This is a genomic window from Streptomyces sp. NPDC002144, assembly GCF_053593695.1.
This window is the reverse complement of sequence record NZ_JBSFDB010000014.1, coordinates 1-22515: the sequence shown is the minus strand read 5'-3', so window position 1 is coordinate 22515 and position 22515 is coordinate 1. Positions and strand designations below refer to the sequence as shown.

Annotated in this window: 15 protein-coding genes, 1 other RNA gene and 2 pseudogenes; 10 read left to right on the top strand and 8 right to left on the bottom strand. The window is 69.9% G+C overall.

Annotated features, from left to right (window positions below; all coding sequences use genetic code 11):
* Positions 1 to 5 precede the first annotated feature (5 nt).
* A complete protein-coding gene (locus ACWCQ1_RS21865) occupies positions 6 to 1211 on the top strand; it encodes a bifunctional RNase H/acid phosphatase (protein WP_358593690.1) in 1206 nt (401 codons plus the stop codon).
* Here the strand turns inward: ACWCQ1_RS21865 and ACWCQ1_RS21860 are convergent.
* Together ACWCQ1_RS21860 and yaaA are read right to left on the bottom strand one after the other, a co-directional pair.
* Entirely contained in the window at positions 1199 to 1849 is a 651-nt protein-coding gene (locus ACWCQ1_RS21860; protein WP_451027155.1) for a bifunctional 4-hydroxy-2-oxoglutarate aldolase/2-dehydro-3-deoxy-phosphogluconate aldolase, read from the bottom strand. The genes ACWCQ1_RS21865 and ACWCQ1_RS21860 overlap by 13 nt on opposite strands.
* Before the next feature lie 73 nt (positions 1850 to 1922).
* A complete protein-coding gene (gene yaaA, locus ACWCQ1_RS21855; protein ID WP_358593603.1) occupies positions 1923 to 2708 on the bottom strand; it encodes a peroxide stress protein YaaA in 786 nt (261 codons plus the stop codon).
* A 63-nt stretch (positions 2709 to 2771) separates the two neighbouring features.
* Between yaaA and ACWCQ1_RS21850 the strand changes: the two genes are divergently transcribed.
* Entirely contained in the window at positions 2772 to 4208 is a 1437-nt protein-coding gene (locus ACWCQ1_RS21850) for an RNB domain-containing ribonuclease (RefSeq protein ID WP_451027154.1), read from the top strand.
* Here the strand turns inward: ACWCQ1_RS21850 and ACWCQ1_RS21845 are convergent.
* Both ACWCQ1_RS21845 and ACWCQ1_RS21840 read right to left on the bottom strand, forming a co-directional pair.
* Positions 4159 to 4722, bottom strand: a complete 564-nt coding sequence (locus tag ACWCQ1_RS21845; protein WP_451027153.1) for a hypothetical protein — start codon at positions 4720 to 4722, stop codon at positions 4159 to 4161. The two genes, ACWCQ1_RS21850 and ACWCQ1_RS21845, sit on opposite strands and share 50 nt — an antisense overlap.
* Before the next feature lie 35 nt (positions 4723 to 4757).
* Positions 4758 to 5513, bottom strand: a pseudogene (locus ACWCQ1_RS21840) (MerR family transcriptional regulator).
* 164 nt (positions 5514 to 5677) lie between these two features.
* On the opposite strand from ACWCQ1_RS21840, the gene ACWCQ1_RS21835 reads away from it, so the two are divergent.
* The 4 genes and pseudogenes from ACWCQ1_RS21835 to rnpB all read left to right on the top strand — a co-directional run bounded on the left by ACWCQ1_RS21835 (position 5678) and on the right by rnpB (position 8502).
* A complete protein-coding gene (locus tag ACWCQ1_RS21835; protein ID WP_451027152.1) occupies positions 5678 to 6256 on the top strand; it encodes a Uma2 family endonuclease in 579 nt (192 codons plus the stop codon).
* 46 nt (positions 6257 to 6302) lie between these two features.
* Positions 6303 to 7121 carry a helix-turn-helix domain-containing protein gene (locus ACWCQ1_RS21830; RefSeq protein WP_451027151.1) on the top strand — a complete coding sequence of 273 codons (819 nt, stop codon included), beginning with the start codon at positions 6303 to 6305 and terminating at the stop codon, positions 7119 to 7121.
* 22 nt (positions 7122 to 7143) lie between these two features.
* Positions 7144 to 7929 (top strand): annotated as a pseudogene (locus ACWCQ1_RS21825) (DMT family transporter); the annotation flags it as partial.
* Positions 7930 to 8098: 169 nt separating this feature from the next.
* An RNA gene (gene rnpB / locus ACWCQ1_RS21820) (RNase P RNA component class A) lies at positions 8099 to 8502 on the top strand.
* 66 nt (positions 8503 to 8568) lie between these two features.
* Here the strand turns inward: rnpB and ACWCQ1_RS21815 are convergent.
* From ACWCQ1_RS21815 to ACWCQ1_RS21805, 3 genes are all read right to left on the bottom strand, one after another.
* On the bottom strand, positions 8569 to 11025 hold the full coding sequence (locus ACWCQ1_RS21815) for an FtsX-like permease family protein (RefSeq protein ID WP_451027150.1): 2457 nt from the start codon (positions 11023 to 11025) through the stop codon (positions 8569 to 8571).
* Positions 11019 to 11756, bottom strand: a complete 738-nt coding sequence (locus tag ACWCQ1_RS21810) for an ABC transporter ATP-binding protein (protein ID WP_358593608.1) — start codon at positions 11754 to 11756, stop codon at positions 11019 to 11021. Before ACWCQ1_RS21810 ends, ACWCQ1_RS21815 begins: the two co-directional genes overlap by 7 nt.
* A gap of 166 nt (positions 11757 to 11922) precedes the next feature.
* Positions 11923 to 12438, bottom strand: coding sequence for a DedA family protein (locus ACWCQ1_RS21805; protein WP_451027149.1), 516 nt, complete (start codon positions 12436 to 12438; stop codon positions 11923 to 11925).
* Positions 12439 to 12810: 372 nt separating this feature from the next.
* Between ACWCQ1_RS21805 and ACWCQ1_RS21800 the strand changes: the two genes are divergently transcribed.
* The 4 genes from ACWCQ1_RS21800 (at position 12811) to ACWCQ1_RS21785 (ending at position 22297) form a co-directional block, all read left to right on the top strand.
* Complete coding sequence (locus tag ACWCQ1_RS21800) at positions 12811 to 14073, top strand: sensor domain-containing protein (RefSeq protein WP_451027231.1); 1263 nt, start codon at positions 12811 to 12813, stop codon at positions 14071 to 14073.
* The gene (locus ACWCQ1_RS21795; RefSeq protein WP_451027148.1) at positions 14046 to 14705 is read left to right on the top strand and encodes a response regulator; all 660 of its coding nucleotides are present in this window, start codon (positions 14046 to 14048) and stop codon (positions 14703 to 14705) included. Before ACWCQ1_RS21800 ends, ACWCQ1_RS21795 begins: the two co-directional genes overlap by 28 nt.
* Positions 14706 to 15581: 876 nt before the next feature.
* A complete protein-coding gene (locus ACWCQ1_RS21790) occupies positions 15582 to 21782 on the top strand; it encodes a DNRLRE domain-containing protein (RefSeq protein ID WP_451027230.1) in 6201 nt (2066 codons plus the stop codon).
* A gap of 194 nt (positions 21783 to 21976) precedes the next feature.
* On the top strand, positions 21977 to 22297 hold the full coding sequence (locus tag ACWCQ1_RS21785) for a hypothetical protein (protein ID WP_451027147.1): 321 nt from the start codon (positions 21977 to 21979) through the stop codon (positions 22295 to 22297).
* 7 nt (positions 22298 to 22304) lie between these two features.
* On the opposite strand, the gene ACWCQ1_RS21780 is transcribed toward ACWCQ1_RS21785, so the two are convergent.
* On the bottom strand, positions 22305 to 22515 hold a 211-nt coding region (locus ACWCQ1_RS21780), incomplete at its 5' end, for a hypothetical protein (protein ID WP_451027146.1).

Sequence of the window (22515 nt, the reverse complement as noted above, 5' to 3'; positions counted from 1 at the left end):
GTGTGGTGCGGGAGTTCATCGTCGAGGCCGACGGCGGGTCGAGGGGCAACCCCGGGCCCGCGGGCTACGGTTCCGTCGTCCTCGACGCGACGACGGGGGAGCCCCTGGTCGAGGCGGCCGAGTACATCGGCATCGCCACGAACAATGTCGCCGAGTACCGGGGGCTGCTGGCGGGCCTGCGGGCGGCGTACGAACTCGATCCGGCTGCCACGGTCCACGTCCGCATGGACTCCAAGCTGGTCATCGAGCAGATGTCGGGCCGCTGGAAGATCAAACACCCCGACATGAAGCCCCTGGCCGCCGAGGCGTCCCGCATCTTCCCGCCGCACCAGGTGACGTACGAGTGGATCCCCCGCGAGCAGAACAAACACGCGGACCGCTTGGCGAACGAGGCGATGGATGCGGGGAGGCGGGGGGAGCAGTGGTCGGCGGCGACGTCGACGGCGGAACTGGACAGTGCGGCGTCCCGGTCGGCTGCGGCGGCTTCAGGTGGCGCGGAGCCCCTGGGCGGCGGAGCCGCGAAGGCGGACGCAGATGTCCGGGCGGCCTCTGTCGTCGCCAGCCCCGGCTGGGCCCCCGCCGACATGGGGGCGCCCGCGACCTTCGTACTCCTGCGCCACGGGGAGACGCCCCTAACCCCGCAGAAGCGGTTCTCGGGTTCCGGCGGCACCAACCCCTCCCTCTCCGACGTCGGCCGGGAGCAGGCCGAGCGGGCGGGTGCCTCGCTGGCCCGGCGCGGGACCATCCAAGCGATCGTCGCGTCCCCCCTCGCCCGCACCCGCGAGACCGCCGGTATCGTCGCCCGCCACCTCGGCCTGGAGGTGAGCGTCGAGGACGAGATCAGGGAGACGGACTTCGGCGCCTGGGAGGGCCTGACCTTCGCCGAGGTCCGCGAACGCTACCCCGACGACCTGACCCGCTGGCTGTCCGACCCCACGGTAGAACCCCCCGGCGGCGGCGAGAGCTTCGCGGCGACGGCGACCCGTATCGCGGCGGCGAGGGACAAACTCGTCGCGGCCTACGCGGGCCGCACGGTCCTGCTCGTCTCCCACGTCACGCCGATCAAGACCTTCGTCCAACTCGCCCTGGGCGCCCCGCCGGAGGCCCTGTTCCGCATGGAACTCTCGGCCGCCTCACTGTCCGCGGTGGCGTACTACGCCGACGGCAACGCGAGCGTACGGCTCTTCAACGACACGTCTCACCTGCGCTGACGGAGGCCGGCCGCCTCCCGGGCAAGGGCCTCGACCCGCCCCCAGTCCCGGGCGGCCACCGCGTCCGCGGGAAGCATCCAAGTACCGCCCACACAACCGACGTTGGGCAACGCCAGGTAGTCAGACGCATTCCCGGCCCCGATCCCACCCGTCGGACAGAACCGCGCCTGCGGCAACGGCCCGGCAAGGGACTTCAGATACGCCGTACCCCCCGCCGCCTCGGCCGGGAAGAACTTCATCTCCCGCACCCCCCGCTCCAGCAGCCCCACCACCTCCGAAGCCGTGGACACCCCCGGCAGGAACGGCACCCCCGACCCCCGCATCGCCTCCAACAGCACGTCCGTCCACCCCGGGCTGACCAGGAAACGAGCCCCGGCGCTCACCGCCTCCTTCACCTGCTCCGGCGTGATCACGGTCCCGGCCCCGACGACCGCCTCCGGCACATCGGCGGCAATGGCCCGAATTGCATCCAGTGCGACCGGCGTCCGCAGAGTCACCTCGATCGCCGGCAGCCCCCCGGCGACCAGGGCCCGGGCGAGCGGTACGGCGTCGGCGGCGTCCTCGATGACGACGACCGGGACGACGGGGGCGAGGTCCAGCACGGAGCCGGGCAGCGGGGAGGACAGCGGCGAGGTCATGACGTCATCGTGCCGCCGTAACGCAGCATGCGCAAAGCTCATTGCGCATGCTGCAACACCTCGGATCGCTCGCTCAGTGCACCTCGTCCACCAGCACATCCAGCGTCCATGCCCGCCCAGCCCCCTTCGGCACCTCAACCTCCACCACGTACCCCAGGTCCCGCAGCACCTCCACCAGCTCCGCCGGCCCCTTCGGCGCGACCCCGGACGCCAGCAGACTCCGTACGATCCGCCCCTTGGTCGCCTTGTTGAAGTGACTGACCACCTTCCGCGTGGGCGCGTGCAGCACCCGCACGCTGGCCGTCCTCCCAGCCACCTCCCCCTTGGGCTTCCAGGCAGCCGCATAAGCGGAGGACCGCAGATCAAGCACGAGCCCACCCCCCGCGACCTCGGGCAGCACGTCCGCCATGGGCGCCCGCCAGTGCGCCCCCAGCGCCCCGAGCCCGGGCAGCTTGACGCCCATCGAGCAACGGTAGGAAGGAATACGGTCGTTGACCCGCACCGCACCCCACAGCCCCGAGAAGACGAGCAGCGACCGCCCCGCCCGCCTCTTCGCACCCGCGTCCAACGAGCCCAGATCCAGGGCGTCGTACAACACCCCGGTGTAGATCTCCCCGGCGGGCCGCGCCCCGGCCGTCATGAGCCCGGCATTCTTGGCGACCTCGCCCCGCAGCCCCTCACTCAGCCCGAGCACCTCAGACGCCTTGTCCTCGTCCCCGGCACACAGCTCCACCAGTTCACCGAGTACGGCCTCACGGGCGGCGGTCAGCCCCGGCAGCGACAGCGACTCCAGCTTCAGCGGGGCACCACGGCCGGACGAGGCGGCCTTGCCTTCGGACGGGGGCAGCAGGACGAGCACGGACGATCTCCTTCTCTTGAGCTCCGCACAGCGTACGACCCCCGATCTGCATACCCTCGCTGTATGCCCCGCCGCCACATCCGCGTGACCGGCGCCCCCGAAGCCCCCCTCCGGGCCGCCCTCACCGTCCTGCGCACCGAACTGGGCGTAGCCGACGGCTACCCACCCGAGGCCCTGGCCGAGGCCGAGCAGGCCGCGAAGGCCCCGCCCCTCCCGCCGTACGACGCCACGGACATCCCCCTCTTCACGATCGACCCACCCACCTCTACCGACCTCGACCAGGCCATGCACCTGTCCCGCCGGAACACCGGCGGCTACCGCGTCCGGTACGCCATAGCAGACGTCGCCGCCTTTGTTCTCCCCGGTGGAGCACTGGACGCGGAGACTCACCGCCGCGTGACGACCCTCTACTTCCCCGATGAGAAGGTCCCGCTGCACCCGCCCGTCCTCAGCGAGGGCGCCGCGAGCCTCCTCCCCGGCCAGGACCGCCCCGCCGCCCTCTGGACGATCGACCTCGACGCGGAGGGCCGTACCGTAGCCGCCGACGTCCGCCGTGCCATGGTCCGCAGCCGCGCCAAACTCGACTACGAGGGCGTGCAGCGCCAGATCGACGAGGGGACGGCCGAGGAACCACTGGCCCTCCTGAAAGTGATCGGCGAGCTGCGGGAGCGCCTGGAGGTGGAGCGAGGCGGCATCTCCCTGAACGTGCCCGAGCAGGAGATCGTGGAGCGGGACGGCGCGTACGAGCTGACGTACCGCGCCCCGCTCCCGGCCGACGGCTGGAACGCGCAGATCTCCCTGCTGACCGGAATGGCGGCCGCCGACCTGATGCTGGCGCACGGCACGGGCATCCTGCGCACCCTCCCGGCCGCCCCGGACGGCGCCGTCGGCCGCCTCCGCCGTACCGCACGCGCCCTGCACATCGACTGGCCGCACCACGTCTCCTACGCCCACCTGATCCGCTCCCTGGACCCCCACAACTCCCACCACGCGGCCTTCCTCCAGGAGTGCACGACCCTCCTCCGCGGAGCCGGCTACACCGTTTTCCGCGACGGCCACCTCCCCGCCATCACCACCCACGCCGCAGTGGCCGCCCCCTACGCCCATTGCACGGCCCCCCTCAGACGCCTGGCCGACCGCTACACGTCGGAGATCTGCCTGGCCGCGGCGGCAGGCGTTCCCGCGCCGGACTGGGTCCTCGCGGCCCTCGACGTGCTGCCGCACGAGATGGCCGACGGCAACCGGCGCGCGGGCGCCGTCGAGCGGGAGTGCGTGGACATCGTGGAGGCCGCGCTGCTGAAGGACCGGGTGGGGGAGGAGTTCGACGGCTGTGTGGTGGAGATCGAGGAACGTCAACCGACCGTAGGAGTGGTGCAGTTGACGTCCCCGGCGGTCATAGGCCGCATCGACGGTGACCACCTCCCTCTCGGCGAACGCCTCCGAGTCCGCCTCACCCAGGCCGGCCCGGGAACGGCGAAGGTACGTTTCGCACCTGCCTGATCCGGTGTACGAGGGCCTCGGCGTCGTCGGCGTGGAAGCGGACGAGGTGAACGTCCCGTCGACGGCCGAGGAAGGTGAAGTGGGGGACGGGCTCGGCGAGTTCGAGGGTGAGGGTGGTCTGCGAGCTTACGGGTACGTCGAGTTCGCCCTCCGTCGGCTGATGGGTGGTGCGCAACTCCCGCCGGACGCCGGCGATCCGCTCCAGCGGCACGAGCAGGTCGACGTGTCCGCCGTGCCGGATGCGCAGGGAGTCCGGCCCGAGGACGTGGGGCCGTACGACGGACGCGGCGTGCAGCCCGACGACGAAGAGGACGGTGTAGAGGTCGAGTACGAGCACGATGCGATGCGCGAGGGGATGGTCGCGCAGCAGCACGGACATGGTCAGCGTCTCGACCACGCACACTGACGCGAACTCGAACATCACGCCGCCCTGCCCCCGCGCGTACCCGAAGCCGGTCCCGCCGACTGTCCCGTCCGTCCGCCGGGCGACCCACAGGACGATGCCAACAAGCATCCGCACCTCATGCCGGACAAGGACATACACGGTCCTCACGGCCCTTCCCCCTCCTCACCCAGGATGCGGAGGGTACGGCGGATGGCCTCCGCCTGAGCCGGGGCGAAGTCGGCGTAGAAGGCACGCATGACTGTCGTCGCTGCTGGTCGGGTCGGAGGGTGGGAGCAGTTCGCGGGGGATGCACTCTGCGAGGGCGTGGGCGGCCTCCTCGTCCGGGTCGGCGTCGGCGAGCGCGTCGAGCAGGCCGTACGCCGTGACCGCCCGTGCCATCGCCCCGGGCGAGGTGAGGGCCTCGCGCAGCAGGCCCATCAGCCGCTCCCGGTCCTCCAGGGACGCCATGGTGTCGATCAGCGCGAGCATCTCGCGGTCCTTGGCGGCGGCCATGGGGGGGAGTGGGCGGCGACCGGCCCCAGGTCCTTGAACAGCGACGCAAGCGGTGGCGAGACGGGCCCCTCGGCGGGTAGCCCGTCCTCGGCGTCCAGCAGCGCCCGCAGCCGTACCCTCCGCTCCCGGATCGCCGCCTCCTGCCGTGCCAGATCCTCGTCCAGCTTGGCGAGCACTTCGGCAAGGTCCTTGCCGGCGTCGTCGGCGAGCACGTCCCGTACTTCCGCCAACCCGAGCCCCAGCTCGGTCAGCCGCCGAATACGCGCCAGCACGACCGCGTGCCGAAGCGTGTAGTCCCGATACCCGTTGGTCAGCCGCTCGGGCTCCGGCAGCAGCCCCTGATGGTGGTAGTGCCGCACAGCCCGCGCGGTGACACCGACGGTGGCGGCGAGTTCTCCGATCCGCACGGCACCAGTAGAGAGCTTGACGTCGCGGCAGGGTCAAGGGAGCGGCTCCGCTGCCTGACGGCGTTGATGATCGTGTGCCACGATCGAGGGAACGGGTCCCGATCTCATGGACAGGTGATCTTCCGATGTCCCAGTCTGGCGAACAACCGAAGGAGGGGCGTGACATGACCGCTGTGGCGCACGAGCCCACCACGCTGGCCGAGGGGCTTCTGGACATTTTCCTGTCCCTCGACACCCCGGAGGGGTTCCGGGCCGAGCTGATTGAGGGGGAAATCGTCGTGACACCGCTGCCGGACGGGGACCACGAGGACTACATCGAGCTCATCGTCAATCAGGTGTATCGGCGGTCCCGGACCGACATGCAGTTCTCCGGTAACAAGGGGCTGAAGCTGCGAAGCGGCGGCGGTTGCCCCAGGGACCACGTGATCCCGGACGGCACTTTCGCTCCCAGGGAGCTGCGGCTCTATCGCGGTGCCGACTCCTGGATGCCCTGCGAGGGGGTCGCCATGGTGCTGGAGGTGACTTCCACCAAGCCCAGGGCCGACCGGGAGGCCAAGCGCCGTTGCTACGCCCGCGGCGCCATCCCGCTCTACCTGCTCATCGACCGCGAGGCCTCATCCGTCACGCTGTTCAGCGACCCCGAGGACGACGACTACCGAGAGCACTGCACGCGCCCCCTCGGCAAGCCCCTTACCCTCCCCGAACCGTTCGCCTTCGACCTGGAGACAGCGGACTTTCTCTGACCCTCCCGGCGTTGCACCCTAGGCACGACGCGAATGGGGGCGACGCATGGAAGAGGCGCTGTGGACGAGGACGCGGCTGGGCCGCTGCGGTCCCTCCCTCGACCTCCTGACCGCCCGCTTCGACAAACACGTCTACTCGCCGCACGCCCACGACGAGTTCACGGTCGGGGTCTGCGTCGGCGGCTCCGAGGTCATCGACTACCGAGGCGGCCACATCCGCACGGGTCCGGGCTCGATCGTCGTCCTGGCCCCCGACGAGGTCCACACCGGCGGCCCGGGAAACGCAACCGACGGCTACGCCTACCGCGCCCTCTACGCCGACACCACCCTCCTCACCGACGGCACCCTCGGCGGCCTCCCCCACTTCCGCGACCCTCTGATAGACGACCCGGAACTGGCCGCAGCCATCCTCTCCACCCACACCGAACTGAGCGCCTGCCCCGACCCCCTGGAGACGGAGTCCCGCCTGCCCTGGCTCCTGACGGCCCTGGCCCGCCGCCACTCGACGGCCCGCCCCACGACCGACGAGGTCCCGGGAGCAGAGCGCATAGCCCTGCTCGTCCGAGACCGCCTGGCGGACGAACTCCTCGAGCCCCCCTCCCTCGCATCCCTGGCCACCGAGCTGAACCTGTCTCGCTACCAACTCCTCCGCGCCTTCCGTACGACGATGGGGATACCGCCGTACGCCTGGCTGGCCCAGCACCGCGTGAGCCGGGCCCGCCGCCTCCTGGACGCGGGCCTGCGCCCTGCGGAGGTCGCGCCCCTGGTCGGCTTCGCGGACCAGGCCCACCTGACGCGCTGGTTCCGGAGGGTGCTGGGGGTGACGCCGGCGGCGTACCGCAACAGCGTTCAAGACGGCAGGTAGCGGCTCGGCGGATCCTGTCCGCATGACTGCACGCGGCTGGTTCCTGTTCTCCCTGATGGGAGTGGTCTGGGGTATCCCGTACCTGATGATCAAGGTAGCGGTGGACGCCCCCCTGTCCCCCTCGATGGTGGTCTTCACGCGCTGCGCCCTGGGCGCGCTGCTGTTGCTGCCGTTCGCGGTCCGAGGCGGCGGTCTGCTCCGCGTCCTCCGCTCCCACTGGCTGCCGATGCTGGCCTTCGCGTGCATAGAGATCATCGGCCCGTGGTTCACCCTCACCGACGCCGAGCGCCACCTGTCCAGCTCGACGGCGGGCCTGCTGATCGCGGGCGTACCGATAGTCGGGGTCGTGCTGGCCCGCTTCTTCGGCAACGCGGAGCGGCTGGGCGTACGTCGGATGGTGGGCCTGGGCCTGGGCCTCGCCGGAGTGGCCGTCCTGACCATCCCCCACCTGACCGGCGGAGATGCCCGCTCCCTGGTCGAAGTACTCCTCACGGTCCTCGGCTATGCGACGGCACCCCTGATCGCGTCCCGCTGGCTGAAGGACGTCCCCACCCTGCAGCTCACAGCCCCGTGCCTTGCCCTGGCGGCCCTGGTCTACGCCCCCTCGGCGGCCCTCTCCTGGCCCTCCTCCCTCCCCTCCGCCTCGGTCCTGTCGGCCCTGCTGGGCCTGGGCGTGATCTGCACGGCCCTGGCCTTCGTCGCGTTCCTCGAATTGATCAGAGAGGTCGGCCCGACCAGGGCGACGGTCTTCACGTACGTCAACCCGGCGGTCGCGGTGGCGGCCGGAGCCCTCTTCCTGGGCGAGGACCTGACGTGGGGCATCGGAGCGGCGTTCACGCTGATCCTGGCGGGTTCGGTCCTGGCGACGACGGCGGGCCCTGTGGCCGCTGTTCCCCACGACCCCGCCGGTCCGTCCGGTCCATCCGGTCCGTCCGCGGGCACCCGCACACGCCGGGTAGCATGGTCATCACGGCAGACGAGCCGGGCGGACGGCCGCGTGGAATCCCCTTGAGGGGCTCCCCGAGGAACGTCCGGGCTCCACAGGGCAGGGTGGTGGCTAACGGCCACCTGGGGCGACCCACGGGACAGTGCCACAGAAAACAAACCGCCCGGCACTTCGGTGCCGGGTAAGGGTGAAACGGCGGTGTAAGAGACCACCAGTGCCCAGGGTGACCTGGGCAGCTAGGTAAACCCCACCCGGAGCAAGGTCAAAAGGAGCGCCGTGAAAAGCGCTCTGCGGGGACGTTCGAGGGCTGCCCGCCCAAGTCCCCGGGTAGACCGCACGAGGCCGGTGGCAACACCGGCCCTAGATGGATGGCCGTCACCCCGACTCCCGCGAGGGACCGGGGAACAGAACCCGGCGTACAGCCCGACTCGTCTGCCGCCACCTGCGGCTTTGCCTGAGAAAGGGCCTCTGGCCTATGGCCGGAAGCCCTTTTCGAGACGGTCACTCCCGCATGCCCGCCAGTTCCACCGCCCGGCGGCGCAGGGCGATCGAGGCGGGGGCGACGGACGAGATCACGGCGAGCACCGCGCAGGCACCCACGGCCGTACCGATGGCCGTCCAGGGAAGCTGGATCGTGGTCCACACCGACAGCAGGCCCAGGGCGCTCCACATGCCCGCCAGATTGAGCGCCGCGACCAGGAGCCCCAGCACTCCGCCGACGGCTACGACCATCAGCGCCTCGGCGCCCACGAGCCGCAGCACCTGCCGGCGGGTGGCTCCGGCCAGGCGGAGTACGGCCAGGTCGCGGACCCGGTCGGAGGTCGCCATGACCATGGTGTTGGCCAGGGAGATGCCCGTGTAGAGGAGGGCGATGCCGAGGACCAGCAGGAAGCCCATCCGGGTCGTCCGGTTTGTCGCGGGGTAACTCGCCTGAACCCACTGGGACTTGGTGAACACCTGCCCGCCCGAGGCGCGTACCGCGCTGCGCAGCCCGGCGGCCAGGGCGTTCGCGTCGGCGCCGTCCGCGAGGGCGACGTCGATCCGGTCGACGCTCGCACCCGGGGTGTTGCGCGGGGTGACGTAGACGCCGTTGTTGCCGGTGCCGGCGGTCATCACCGCGGCGATCCGCAGTGTCTTCCGCGTGCCGTCGCCGAGCCACACCCGCACGTGCTGCCCCACGGTGTGCTGCTGCCACTCCTCGTTGACGATGATCGAGTCGTCGTCGAGGGCGCTCACCTTCCCGGCCACGACCGGCAGGTGCCTGGTGGCGGCCAGCGGGCCGGGATCGGCGGCGCGGGCCTCGTCCTTGCTGAGCGCCACGCCGTCCTCCAGGACGTAGACGGCGCTCGACGAGGTCGCGGACACCTCGGCGCCGGGCACCGCGCGCACCTTCCGCAGCGTCGCCGCGTCGAAGCCGGCGCCGCTCGCCGGAGTGATGACGTAGGCGGCGGCCGTCTGCTCGCGGGTCTCCGTGGCCTTCGCCTCGTTCAGCGTGGCCGTGGCCCCGAGCAGCGAGCCCGCGAGGGCGACCGTGACCAGGACGGGCGCGGCGATCGCGGCGGTACGGCGGACACCGGCAGCCGCGTTCTCCCGCACCAGCATGCCGCCGGCGCCCGGCAGTTGAGCCGGAAGCCAGGCGATCAGCCGGGTCAGCGGGCGCACCACGACGGGCGCGAGCAGGGCCACCGCGGTGATCAGCAGCATCGGACGGCTCACATAGGTCTTGCGGTGCAACAGGTCACCCGGGTCGCTGAGCAGAGCCATCCCCAAGGTCACGGCCGCCGTCAGCAGCAGCCCGGCGCCGAACAGCCAGCGGCCCCAGGTCATCGTCCTGGTGTCCACGGACGCCTCGCGCAGCGCCTGGGTGGGGCCGGTGCGGCCCGCCCGCCAGGACGCGGCCACCACACCGCACAGCGCGACGAGCAGGCCGATCCCGAAGGCCATGCAGTACGGCCAGGTGGCGGCCCCGATGGTGAACCAGCCGGGGGCGAGTCCGCCGTCGACGACCCAGGCGGCGAGCCGGGCTGCGCCCCAGGCACCGAGTACGCAACCGGCGGCGGAGGCGAGCACGCCGACCGAGAGAGCCTCGACGAAGACCATCCGGCGGATCTGCCCCGGAGTCGCCCCGGCCGTGCGCAGCAGTCCGAACTCGCGGCGCCGCTGGGCGACGGAGAAGGCGAAAGTGGACGCCACCACGAACACCGACACGAAGGTGGTGACGCCGCCCGCGGTGCCGAATATGGCGTTCATCGCGGTCAGGGCCTCTCTGTCCCGGTCGGGATCGGCGTCGGCTTGGCGGCGCGCGTCACCGGTGAGGACCTGGACACCAGCGCTGCCGCCCACCGCCGTGCGCACGGCCGACGCCTCCGCGTTCACGGCCAACTGGGTGCTGGTCGGCCAGAGTTGGGCCGCGCGTGCGTCGGTGTAGAACACGGCGTTCTCGAAGCCGTGCCCGGTGACGTTTCCGACCACGCGCACGGTTCCTCGATCGGTCCATACGCGCTCGCCCGGCTTCGCCCAGCTGCCGCTGACGACGACCTCTTCGGCGGCGCGGGGCGCGCGTCCGGCGTCGAGCCGGTACGGGGCGAAGGCGGCCGTGGACCAGGGGTGGCCCATCAGATCCCCGGGCCCGCCCTGGGCCCGTATAGCGAACGACCGGTCCTCGACGACGGTGCCGAGCTTCCGCAGATTCGCGACGACGGCGGCGGGCACGGCGCGCGGCTGGGCGAGCTTCTGCACCCGGTCCCCGATCGAGGTGGACACGCGCAGGGTGTCCGCCCCCTTCACCACGACCGGCGCAGCGGCGAACCGTTCCGGCTTTCGGTCGGGCGCATGCACCGACGAGGCGAGGGCCAGACCCATGACGGCGATCAGCGCGACACCGAGCGAGAGCGCGACGAAGCTGCCGACGAATGTGATCCAGCGGCTGCGCAGGGTGCGCAGGGCGACACTCAGCACGGCGCGGCCTCCAGTTTCGTCATGCGGGTGGCGATGTCGTCGGCGCTCGCCCCGACCATCTCGCCGTTGACCCGCCCGTCGACGAGGAAGACGATGCGGTCGGCGTACGAGGCGGCGACCGGGTCGTGGGTGACCATGACGACCGTCTGGCCCTCCGCGTCGACCATGCCTCGCAGCAGCTTCAGCACCTCACGGCCGGTCTGCGAGTCGAGGGCGCCGGTCGGCTCGTCGCCGAAGAGCACCTGGGGGCTGGTGATCAGGGCGCGGGCGAGGGCCACGCGCTGCTGCTGGCCGCCGGACATCTCTGTCGGGCGATGCCGTGCCCGGTCACCGAGGCCGACCTGCTCCAGCACTTCGCGCACCCTGGCCCTGGCCGGGCGGCGGCCGGCGAGCCGCAGGGGCAGCGCCACGTTCTGCGCGGCGGTCAGGGACGGCAGCAGGTTGAACGACTGGAAGACGAACCCGATGTGTTCGCGCCGCAGCAGGGTCAGCTTGGTCTCGTTCAGTTTCGTCAGGTCCGTCCCGCCCACGACGACCGATCCCGATGTGGGGCGGTCCAGCCCGGCGGCGCACTGCAGCAGGGTCGACTTGCCTGACCCGGAGGGGCCCATGACGGCCGTGAACGTGCCCTCCGGGAAGGAGAGCGAGACCTGGTCGAGTGCCGTCACCGCGTTGTCATCCGACCCGTACCGCCTGCTGACGGAGCGCAACTGGATGGCGTCCTTGTTCATCTGTCTCCTGTCCCCACTGTCTGTTCGGTCTGTCGGTTCGGTGCCGGGTCCGCCGCGCCTCCGGCGGGACGCGGTGCTGGCGCAGGTGTGTGGCAGGTGACTGCATCGGCAGCAACCTGCTTGCCTCGAGGGGCGGTTCGAAATCTCGGTGGGTCGCCGAGGACTGTCAGCCAGGCCCCGCGGGCCCCATGACGTACCCGATCAGGACGAAGGCCGGTGCCCATACGGCGCTGCTGACCACGGACCACAGGAGGTAACGCCGCAGCGGCATGCCGGTCGCCCCGCACAGGGTGGGCACGAGCGTGCGCAGGACGGCGGTGAAGCGTCCGACGAACACCGCGCAACCGCCGCGCCGTTCGATCAGGCCGAGCGCCCGCTCGGCGTGTCCGCGCCGGCCTGCCGGGCTCCACAGGGGAGCCAGGACCCGTGCCCGCCAGCGGTGCCCGACCGCGTACCCGACGACATTGCCGACGACCGCACCGACGACCGCGGCGACCAGCGCGGCCTCGACGGTGACGACGCCGCTCCAGGCGAGCGCACCGCCCAGGACCACGGCCGTCTGCCCCGGCAGGAGCACACCCACCACCGGCAGCGCCGCTTCCAGCGCCGGCAGCAGCAGCACCGCGCCGAGGACGCCGGAACTCCCGTACGCCCCCATGTGCTCCGCGAGCCATCCCATCATCAGGGGGCCGCCTCCCTCGTCCGCTCGGTGCCTCCACGAAACCGCGTGGGGGCATCGCGGCGCAGTGCGGCAGAAGCGAGACTTGGGGTAGGGCCAGGCCTACCCACGCCACTCCGGTCAGCTCGCCCTGGTCAGCCGGGAGTCGGCGAGGCACCCTTCGGCCAATGGTCACGCCGAGAGCTCGCGGAATCGTGCCTTCGGCGCGGCGGCAAGTTGCCGTGGCAGAACCCTGCACGGGACAGGTCATGAACTGCTGCCATACCACCGGGGGTAAGGCTGGCCCTACCCCCGGACCGCCCCCTGGACCGATGGCACCGGCCCGGCCGCACCTTCTACGGTGACGGCATGCAGCCTCGGAACGTGTGGCAGGCCATGACCAGGCCGGGCTTCCTGCTCTCGGTCTGGCCATGGCGGTCGATCACCTACCTGCTCACCGGTACGCTGACCGGCGCTGTCGTCCTTGTGGGGATCGCGAGCACGGCGGTGGTCGGCGGCGTCCTCGTCGTAGTACTCGTAGGGTTGCCCCTGCTCGTCCTCCTGGCCCTCGCCGGAATCCCGGTGGCGTGGGTGGAGCGGCGCCGGCTGCGCCTGATCGACCGTGACCCGATCGCCGACCAGCACCAGGTGCCGGCTGCCAAGGGATTGTGGACGTGGCTGACCACGCGACTGCGGGAACAGGCGACTTGGCGGGAACTGGGATACGCGCTGCTTTTCGCCGGGCTGTTGTGGCCTGTCGACGCCTTCGCCATCATGATCGGTCTGCTCTTCCCGCTGGCGATGATCGCGTCCCCGCTGGTGATGGCGACGGTTGGTGACGGCCAGGAGACCAAGGTGCTCAAGGTCTGGACGGTCACCACCTGGCCGGCGGCCTTCGGGATCGCCGTCCTGGGGCTCGTCCTCCTCGCCCTGGGCGGCTATGCCCTCGGGGCCGCGGCTGGTGCCAGGGCAGAACTGACGCGTCTGCTGATCGCGCCGCGGGAGAGCGACCTGGGGGCGAAGGTCGTGGAACTGACGCGCTCGCGTTTCCGGCTGGTCGATGCCTTCGAGGCGGAGAGGCGCCGCATTGAGCGCGATCTGCACGACGGGGCGCAGCAACGGCTGGTGTCGCTGACGATGACGCTCGGGCTGGCCCGTCTGGACGCCCCGCCGGGCCCGCTGGCCGACCAGCTCGCCAAGGCTCACGACGAGGCGGGCAGGGCGCTCGCGGAACTCCGGGAACTCATCCACGGAATCCACCCCAAGGTCCTTGCGGACTACGGCCTCCAGGCCGCCGTGGCCGACGCGGCGGACCGCTCCGCGGTTCCCGTGGACGTCGAGCTGGAGCTGTTCGCGCGGCTGCCCCAGGCGGTCGAGGCCGCCGCGTACTTCGTCGTCTGCGAGGCCCTCGCCAACATCGCCAAGCACAGCGGGGCGAACCGCGCGAAGGTGACCGGGGAGCACCGCGACGGACGCCTCTTCATGCGGGTGTCCGACGATGGCCGGGGTGGCGCGGTCGCGGGTACCGGCAGTGGACTGACCGGACTCGCGGACCGGGTGTCGGTGCTGGATGGCAGACTTTCCCTGTCCAGTCCACCGGGCGGACCGACCCTGCTGTGTGTGGAGTTTCCTTGCGAACCGACCGACCGCTCCGCGTAGTTCTGGCCGAGGACAGCGTGCTGCTGCGGGAAGGGCTCATCGGTCTGCTCACCCGCTGCGGTCACGAGGTGGTCGCGGCGGTCGGCGACGCCGTGGCACTGGTCGCCGCCGTCGAGGAACACGCCCCCGACATCGTCGTGACCGACGTCCGCATGCCCCCGGCTTTCCAGGACGAGGGGCTGCATGCGGCAGTGCAACTGCGCGAGAAGCAGCCAAGACTGCCCGTCCTGGTTCTCAGCCAGTACGTGCAGCGGACGTACGCTGCCGACCTGCTGGATTCCGGCGACGGAACCGGCGTCGGCTACCTGCTGAAGGACCGGGTCGGCCAGGTCGAGGAGTTCATCGATGCCTTGGGCGAAGTCGCCGACGGAGGCACGGTCGTCGACTCCGAAGTCGTACGCCAACTGCTGCGCCGCCGCCGCGACCCGCTGGAGCGGCTCACACCGCGCGAGCGGGAGGTCCTGGCCTTGATCGCAGAAGGCAAGTCCAACGGCGCGATCGCCCGCGAACTGGTCGTGTCCGAAGCGGCCGTCGGCAAGCACATCGGCAGCATCCTCACCAAGCTGGACCTGCCACCCGCGGACGAAACGCATCGCAGAGTGCTGGCAGTCCTCGCCTATCTGCGGGCGTGACGCCGGCTCCTGGTCCCCCCGGCCCCTTGCGGGCACCCTCCCGTCCCCACGTTGCCCCGAAAGCGGCGTCGGGCGTGGCGGAGCAGATGGGCTGGGAGGTGGCGGAGGTGCTGGGGCATCAGGTCCGGCTGGGCGTCTTCGCAGCCGTCCTGGTCGTGCGGGGCGAACAGGCGCAATAAGGTGTCGGGGCCGATGGCGAGGTGCGCGGGGGCATCCGGCCCTCGACCGGCAGGCGTACACGATCTTGCCTCTGGAGAGCAACTGAAGCCACCGAGGCCCAACTCACCGAAACTCGCCCGCGGCCACTGGAAGATCGAGGCCTTGCAGCCGCCGGGAGTGGCCCATCGGCACGGTCCACCCAAAAGATGGTGTTTGTCGGCCCGGTAGCCCTCGGCCTCGCTGACCGGTCAATCTATTCCCTTTTGTGCGTCGTTGCCGATTCGCGAGGCGAAGATGAATTCTCGGCGAGCCTGGGCCGACCTCGCACGCCACGGAGTCGACGACTTACTTGGCTACCAGGGAACTAGAAAAGTTCATTTTCGGCCATGTTCTCCATGTCTTGTTTCATGTAAGCCGAGGTGATCAGGCTGCCCGAGCACGGATTCCGCTGCATGGAGGTTTGCCAGGTGGTGCGCTTTTCGCTGTTTTGGGTTTTTTCTTTGCCAATGATTTACGAGTTTATCTATGTGGCCGGGTGATTTGATCTTATTTGTTTCCCTTCGAGTTCGGATATGTTTCGCTGCGCCCTGCGATCTGTGGGGCTTTTGTGAATGAGGAGCTTGAGTGGGGAAGAGAGTGTGGGTCGGGCGTAGAACCGACCTGCTGAAGTCAGGGCGAGGGTGGAGCCGGGGCATAGCCGGCTCGCTCGCTCTGGCTCTGGCCGTGACGGCGTTCGCGGACACGGCACCGGCGTTCGCCACCGGTTCAGCCGGGCACAAGGCCGAGTCGGATTCGTCGCAGCGCGGTAAGCACTATCCGTCGTCGGCCGCGGACCTGGCGTCGGCGCGGGTACTGGCACGGTTGTCGGGCAAGCGCGTCGAGGCGCTCGGGGAGCGCACGGAGACGTCGACGACGTGGGTGAATCCGAACGGTTCGCTGACCACGGAGCTTTCGGCGGGCCCGGTGCGATTCCGCGACGGGAACGACTGGCGTGCCGTCGACCTGGATCTGCAGGCGAGTGATGGCTCCGTGGCACCGAAGGCGCATCCGCGGGGGCTGCGGCTGGCCGGTGGCCGGTCCGGGTTCAAGGCGTCTGCGGACAGCGGGCGTTCGGGCCCGTCGACGGATCTCGTCACCCTGGGTGAGGCTGACCGGCAGATCGGTCTGCAGTGGAGGGGTGATCTGCCCAGGCCGCAACTGAAGGGCAACCGGGCCACCTACCGTGGTGCGGTGCCTGGTGGCGACGTGGTCGTGGAGGCGACGCGTACCGGGTTCGAGCAGTTCGTGAACATCAATGCCCGTCCGCAGGACGGTGGTTACTCGTACACGCTGCCGTTGAGGGCGAAGGGCCTCAAGGTCGTCCAGCAGAAGGACGGCAGCCTGCTCTTCACGGACAAGAAGGGCAAGAAGCAGGCGGTCATGCCCGCGCCGGTGATGTGGGACGCCCGCGTCGACCCGGTTTCGGGCGAGCACACTCACCGGGCGCCGGTGAAGCTCACCGTGCGGCAGTCCAAGGGCACGATCAGCCTGGTCTTCACGCCGGACGCGAAGTTCCTGGCGGACCCGGCGACCAAGTTCCCGGTGACCGTGGATCCGTCGACGTCCGCGCTGTCGAACGTCTTCGACACCTACGTCCAACAGGGTGAGACCGTCGACTGGTCCAGCGACGTGGAGTTGGACGCCGGCAACCCGGGGACGAAGAACGCCGACGGCACCGCACGGATCGCGCGGTCGTTCATCACCTGGAACACCGCGCCCATCAGCGACTCGCTGGTTTCGAGCGCCAAGCTGTCGCTGTGGAACTTCCATTCCGGCAACACGGACTGCAAGGCCTATCCCTGGGACGTGTGGGACGCCGGCAAGGCGTCAACCGCTTCGCGGTGGAGTTCGCAGCCCGCGTGGAACCAGAAGATGGCCACGTCCACGGAGACCAAGGGCAACCCCGGCTGCACCTCGGCACCGGACGGCTGGGTGAACGCGGATGTCACCGACCTCGTCCAGGCCTGGGCCTCCGCGAAGAACACCACGTCCGGGATGGGGCTTCGCGCCCCGGACGAGACGTCGGCGTCGTCGGTCATGCAGTGGAAGCGGTTCAACTCGGCCAACGCGTCGTCCAACGTGCCGAAGCTGACCGTGACCTACAACTACCGGCCCAAGACGGGTACCGACCAGCAGGCCGGTCCGCCGTTCTTCCAGGACGGGTCGGGGACGTGGTTCGTGAACACGACCACACCGACACTGAGCGACACGTTCGTGGACATGAACAACGACAAGGTCGACGGCACCTTCGAGATCGACGACGCCACGACCGGCACGCAGGTCGGCAACTACCTGGTCTCTCCGTACGTGCCCAGCGGTCAGCCGGCGTCCGTGAAGGTCCCCTCCGGGCTGCTCACCAACGGTAAGACGTACAAGTTCCGCACCAACTCCTACGACGGCACCCACTACAACCTGGGCTGGTCGGCCTGGGCCACGTTCACCGTGGACACCTCGGCGCCCTCCGCGCCCACGGCGGTGACCTCCACGGACTACCCCTCGGACTCGTGGGTCAAGGGCGTCGGCCAGGCGGGCGTGTTCAAGGTGACGCCGCCCTCCGGTGATCAGAACGGCGTCGAGTGGTCCCTGGACGGCACCACCTGGACCAAGGTCGCCACCAGCGGAACGACCCCGGTCAACATCACCGTCAAGCCGGCCAAGGCGGGCACCAATACCCTCCAGGTCCGGACGACGGACCGCGCGGACAACAAGTCCGAGTCGGTGTCCTACACCTTCCACGTCGGCCCCGGCGGCGTCACCAGCCCTGACGAGGGCACTCGCACCGCCGCCCGTCTCCCGCTCACCGCGGAGGCCGACGGCGCCAAGTACGACCACGTGACGTTCTCCTGGCGCCGCGGTGACGCGGACACCTGGACGAGCGTCCCGGCCGGCGACGTGACGGTGGGCGGCCAGCCGCTGACGGCCTGGCCCGTCGCGCTGACCTCGGGCAAGAGTCCCAAGATCACCTGGAACGCCACCAGCACCGTCACCCCCGACGGCGCCGTGCAGATCCGCGCCGACTTCACCGGCCCGAACAGCGCGACCGCGTCCTCCGACCCGGTCGACGCGGTCGTGGACCGCACCGCGGACGGCGCCGCCACCGAAGAGGTGGGTCCGGGTTCGCTGAACCTGCTGAACGGCGACTACACACTCTCCGACAACGACGCCTCGTTCTTCGGCCTCTCGGTCGACCGCACCGCGTCGTCGCGCTCCCCGCAGGCGGGCGGCGGTGACGGGCAGCAGGCGCCGATCTTCGGCAAGGAATGGCTCTACGGCGCCTCCAGCGAGCAGACCTCCACGCCGTGGTCGGGCATGTCGAAGACCTCGCCGACGTCGGTGAGCGTGTTCGCGGCCGGTGACGACAGCCACCTGGCCTTCACCCAGAACGCCGCGAAGACCGGTTGGATCCCCGAGGTGGGCTCCGAGGACTACGACCTCACCGGCAGCTTCGGCGGGACCTTCACGCTGAAGACCTCAGCCGGCGAGGCCACCACCTTCACCCCCGTCAGCGGCAGCTCGACGCTCTACAGCGCCGCCTCCTCCTACCTGGACGGCCTGTCCAACACCACCACGACCACGGTGACTGAGCCGGTGACGCTGGGCGCGTACAAGACCTCGCGCCCCAAGATGATCATCGCGCCGACGTCGGCGGTCTCCGCGTCCACCTGTGTGACGACGCCGTCCACCAAGGGGTGTCGCGTACTGGAGTTCGTCTACGCGACGACCACCACCGCGACCTCGTCGGCGCTGGGCGACGTGAAGGACCAGGTCTCGTCGATCAGGTTGTGGTCGACCGCGCCGGGCGCTTCGGCCGGCACCTCGCAGACCGTCGCGCAGTACGCGTACGACAGCAACGGACGGCTGCGCGAGCAGTGGGACCCGAGGATCAGCCCCGCGCTGAAGACCGCCTACACCTACGACGGCTCCGGCCGCGTCAGCACGCTGACCCCGCCGGGACAACTGCCGTGGACGTTCACCTACGGGCAGGCCGGATCCAACCCGGCGGCCGGTGACGGCATGCTGCTGAAGGCCTCGCGCCCCACGCTCACGCCGGGCAGCGCGAGCCAGACCAACGGCACCGCCACCACCAGCGTCGTCTACGGCGTCCCGCTGAGCGGCGCGACCGCCCCTGAGGATCTCGGCTCCTCCGCGACGGACTCATGGGGTCAGACCGACAAGCCCAGCGACGCCACCGCGGTGTTCCCCGCCGACCAGGTGCCCGCGGGCAACGACGGCAGCACCCTGACCGCGGCCGGCTACACCCGGGCGGACATCCACTACCTGGACTCCTCCGGCCGTGAGGTCGACAAGGTCACCCCGGGCCACCACATCACCGCCACCGAGTACGACCAGTTCGGCAACACAGTCCGCAGCCTGAGCGCGAGCAACCGCGAACTGGCCCTGGGCACCACCGCCGACCAGCGGACCCGGCTGACCGCGCTCGGCATCGTCAACCTGTCCTCCGCCGAACGCGCCCAGCTCCTGTCGACCAGCACCCTCTACAACGGCACCGGCACCCGAGAAGTCGAAGCAGACGGGCCGCTGCACCAGATCGTCCTCGCCTCCAAGCTGATGAACGGCACAACCGCGGTCGCACAGGCCGGCAGCACGGTCATCGCCCGTGCCCAGACCCTGAAGGAGTACGACAGCGGCCGGCCCACCGACGGCACCGCAGCAGTGCAGGACCAGGTCACCAAGCAGACCGTGGGCGCCCAGCTGAGGGCATGGCCCACGCTGACCGCCGACCCCAAGGTCACGGCCATCGGCTACGACTGGGCCAAGGGTGTGGCCACCAGCACCACCGCCGACCCGGACGGGTTGGCGCTGACCACGACCACCGCGTACGACAGCCAGGGTCGCGTCACCAAGACCCAGCTGCCCGCCTCCACCGGCACCGACGCCGGAACCACGCTGACCAGCTACTACACCGGCGACGGCACCGGCACCTGCGGCGCCAGGCCCGAATGGGCCGGCGCGGTGTGCCAGACCGGCCCCGCCGCGGCGATCACCGGCGGCGGCTCCAACCCGACGCAGCTTTCCGTCAAGACCCTTGAATACGGCACGTTCGGGCAGACCACCAAGATCACCGAAACCGCCAACAGCGTCACCCGCACCACCACGAACGATTACGACCCTGCCGGCCGGCCCACCACGGTCACCGTCTCCGGCGGGGTTGGGGCACCCGTCCCGGCCACGACCACGTCGTACGACCCCGCCACCGGCGATGAGATCAAGCAGACCTCCACGGCCGGCGGCACCATCACCAAGACGTTCGACCAGCTCGGCCGTCAGATGTCCTACACGGACGCCGACGGCGGCACCACCAGTACCCGGTACGACGCGCTCGACAGGCCCACCGCCGTCACCGACACCGTGCCGTCGACCACCACCTACACTTACGACACCGCCATCGACCCGCGGGGGCTGGCCACTTCGGTGACCGACTCCGTGGCCGGCACCTTCTCCGCCCGCTACGACGCCGACGGCACCGTGGCGAGCCAGGGCCTGCCCGGTGGCTACACCATGCAGCAGGACCTGGACCCGGCCGGACGTCCTGTCGCACGCACCTACACCCGCGACAGCGACGGCACCGTGCTGGTGTCCGACAGCGTCACCGCTACGGTGCAGGGCCAAGTGGCCACCCACACCGGCACGCCCGGCGTGACGGCCTCCCAGGCCTACGCCTACGACAAGGCCGGCCGCCTCACCCAGGTGCAGGACACGGGCGCCGACGCGATCTGCGCCACCCGCTCCTACACCTTCGACAAGAACAGCAACCGCAAAACGCTCGCGACCGCCGTCGCGACCCCGGGCACCGACTGCACCACGACCGGCGGTACGAACACCTCCTACACCTACGACAGCGCCAACCGGCTGGTGAACACCGGCTACACCTACGACGCCTTCGGCCGCACCACCGCACTGCCGGGCAGCACGCTGGCCTACTTCGCCAACGACCTCGTCCAGCAGCAGACCGCCGGCACTCAGCGTCAGACCTGGACCCTGGACTCCGGCCTGCGGTTCCGTTCCTGGACCACCGAGTCCAACGCCTCCGGCACCTGGACCCGGACCGGATCCAAGCTCAACCACTACGACTCCGACGGGGACGACCCGCGCTGGATCGTGGAGGACACCGCCGGCGGGGCCCTCAGTCGCAACGTCGACGGACCCGACGGCGATCTCGCAGCCACCACCAGCAAGACGGGCGACACGGTCCTGCTGCTGTCGGACCTGCACAGCGACGTCACCCTCGCGCTGCCGGTCGACACCACTGTGGCGCCGACCGTCCTCGACGCCGACGAGTACGGCAATCCGCGGGCGGGCCAGGAGGCGACCCGCTACGACTGGCTGGGCAGCAAGCAGCGTTCGTCCGAGACCGTCACCGGTCTCACGCTGATGGGCATCCGCCTGTACGACCCGAGCACCGGCCGGTTCCTCCAGGTCGACCCGGTCGCCGGCGGCAGTTGCAACAGCTACGACTACGTCTGCGGCGACCCGGTCAACATGGTCGACCTCGACGGACGAATGGCCGCGATCGCCCTCGTCGGTCTCGCGGTGGGCGGAGTGAGCGCCAGCACGGTACTCACGATCATCGGCGTCGCCGCCGTCGTGGCGATCATCGCCCTGATCTGGTGGTACGGAAAGAGCTGGGCGATCCACAAGGTCCGAGTTCTTTGGGCCAAGGCCAGCAAGAAGTCCGGAAAGGAAACCGCGAGCGATATTCCCTCCTGGGCCAGGGGGAAGGGAAGGAAGGCTGGTGAAAGCATCGATGAGGCAGTCGACCGAATATTCCGTGAACATTATGGCCGCAACCCGACGCAGCAGGAGCGTCGGAGCGGGCACGAATGGAAGAAGATCAAGAAGCATCTGACACGAAAGTAGCAGGTTTTGGGTAGGCGGCCGGTACGTTCCGGCCGCCTACCGGCTCCTCGCGGCGGGCGCAGCCTCAAATCCGGTGTCCGCATAGCATTCCAGCATGGCATACTTCATCTATGACTTCACGAAAAAGCCGGCTCCCTCGTGATCGCTCCTGGCCGCTTACTGCCACAGATATCAGCGAGGCGCTCGGAAGTAGAATGTCGCACGTCAGCGATCTCAGATTTCTCTCAGAAATGAGCGATACTGGTGATGTTATCGGCGTCGAATGGGTTGCTGTCCAGCCTTTCAATTACGGGCGTGGAACCCACCCTGATGCGGCCGGATTCCGCATTGATGTCATACCGATAGCGAAGGGTGATAGAGCGGATGCGCGCGCCGCTTTGCGGACGCATGCGCTGCCTCAACTCGGCGAGTGGATGGATCGCGCTCTCCTGGCCAGTGAAACCTGGCGTTCGAGTAACCACAGTCGTTACTGGATGTTCGTCGACGGGAGCGTCACGCATCGCGACGAAGCGTGACGCCCTTTCATGGCTCGTCAGTGAGAGCAGGCGCTCGAGAGACGGACGGCGCGAGCATCTGCCGGACCAGATCGGGACTCGCCGAGGCGAGGTAGTCCTCCAGCAGCTCGGGAAACGAGACATTGAGCCTTTTCAGCGGTGCCTCTCCAGGGTGAGGATGGCGGCTGCGATTGACGACAGTCGGTTCGGGCTGCACCGGGCTTTGCGGAAGATCCGCC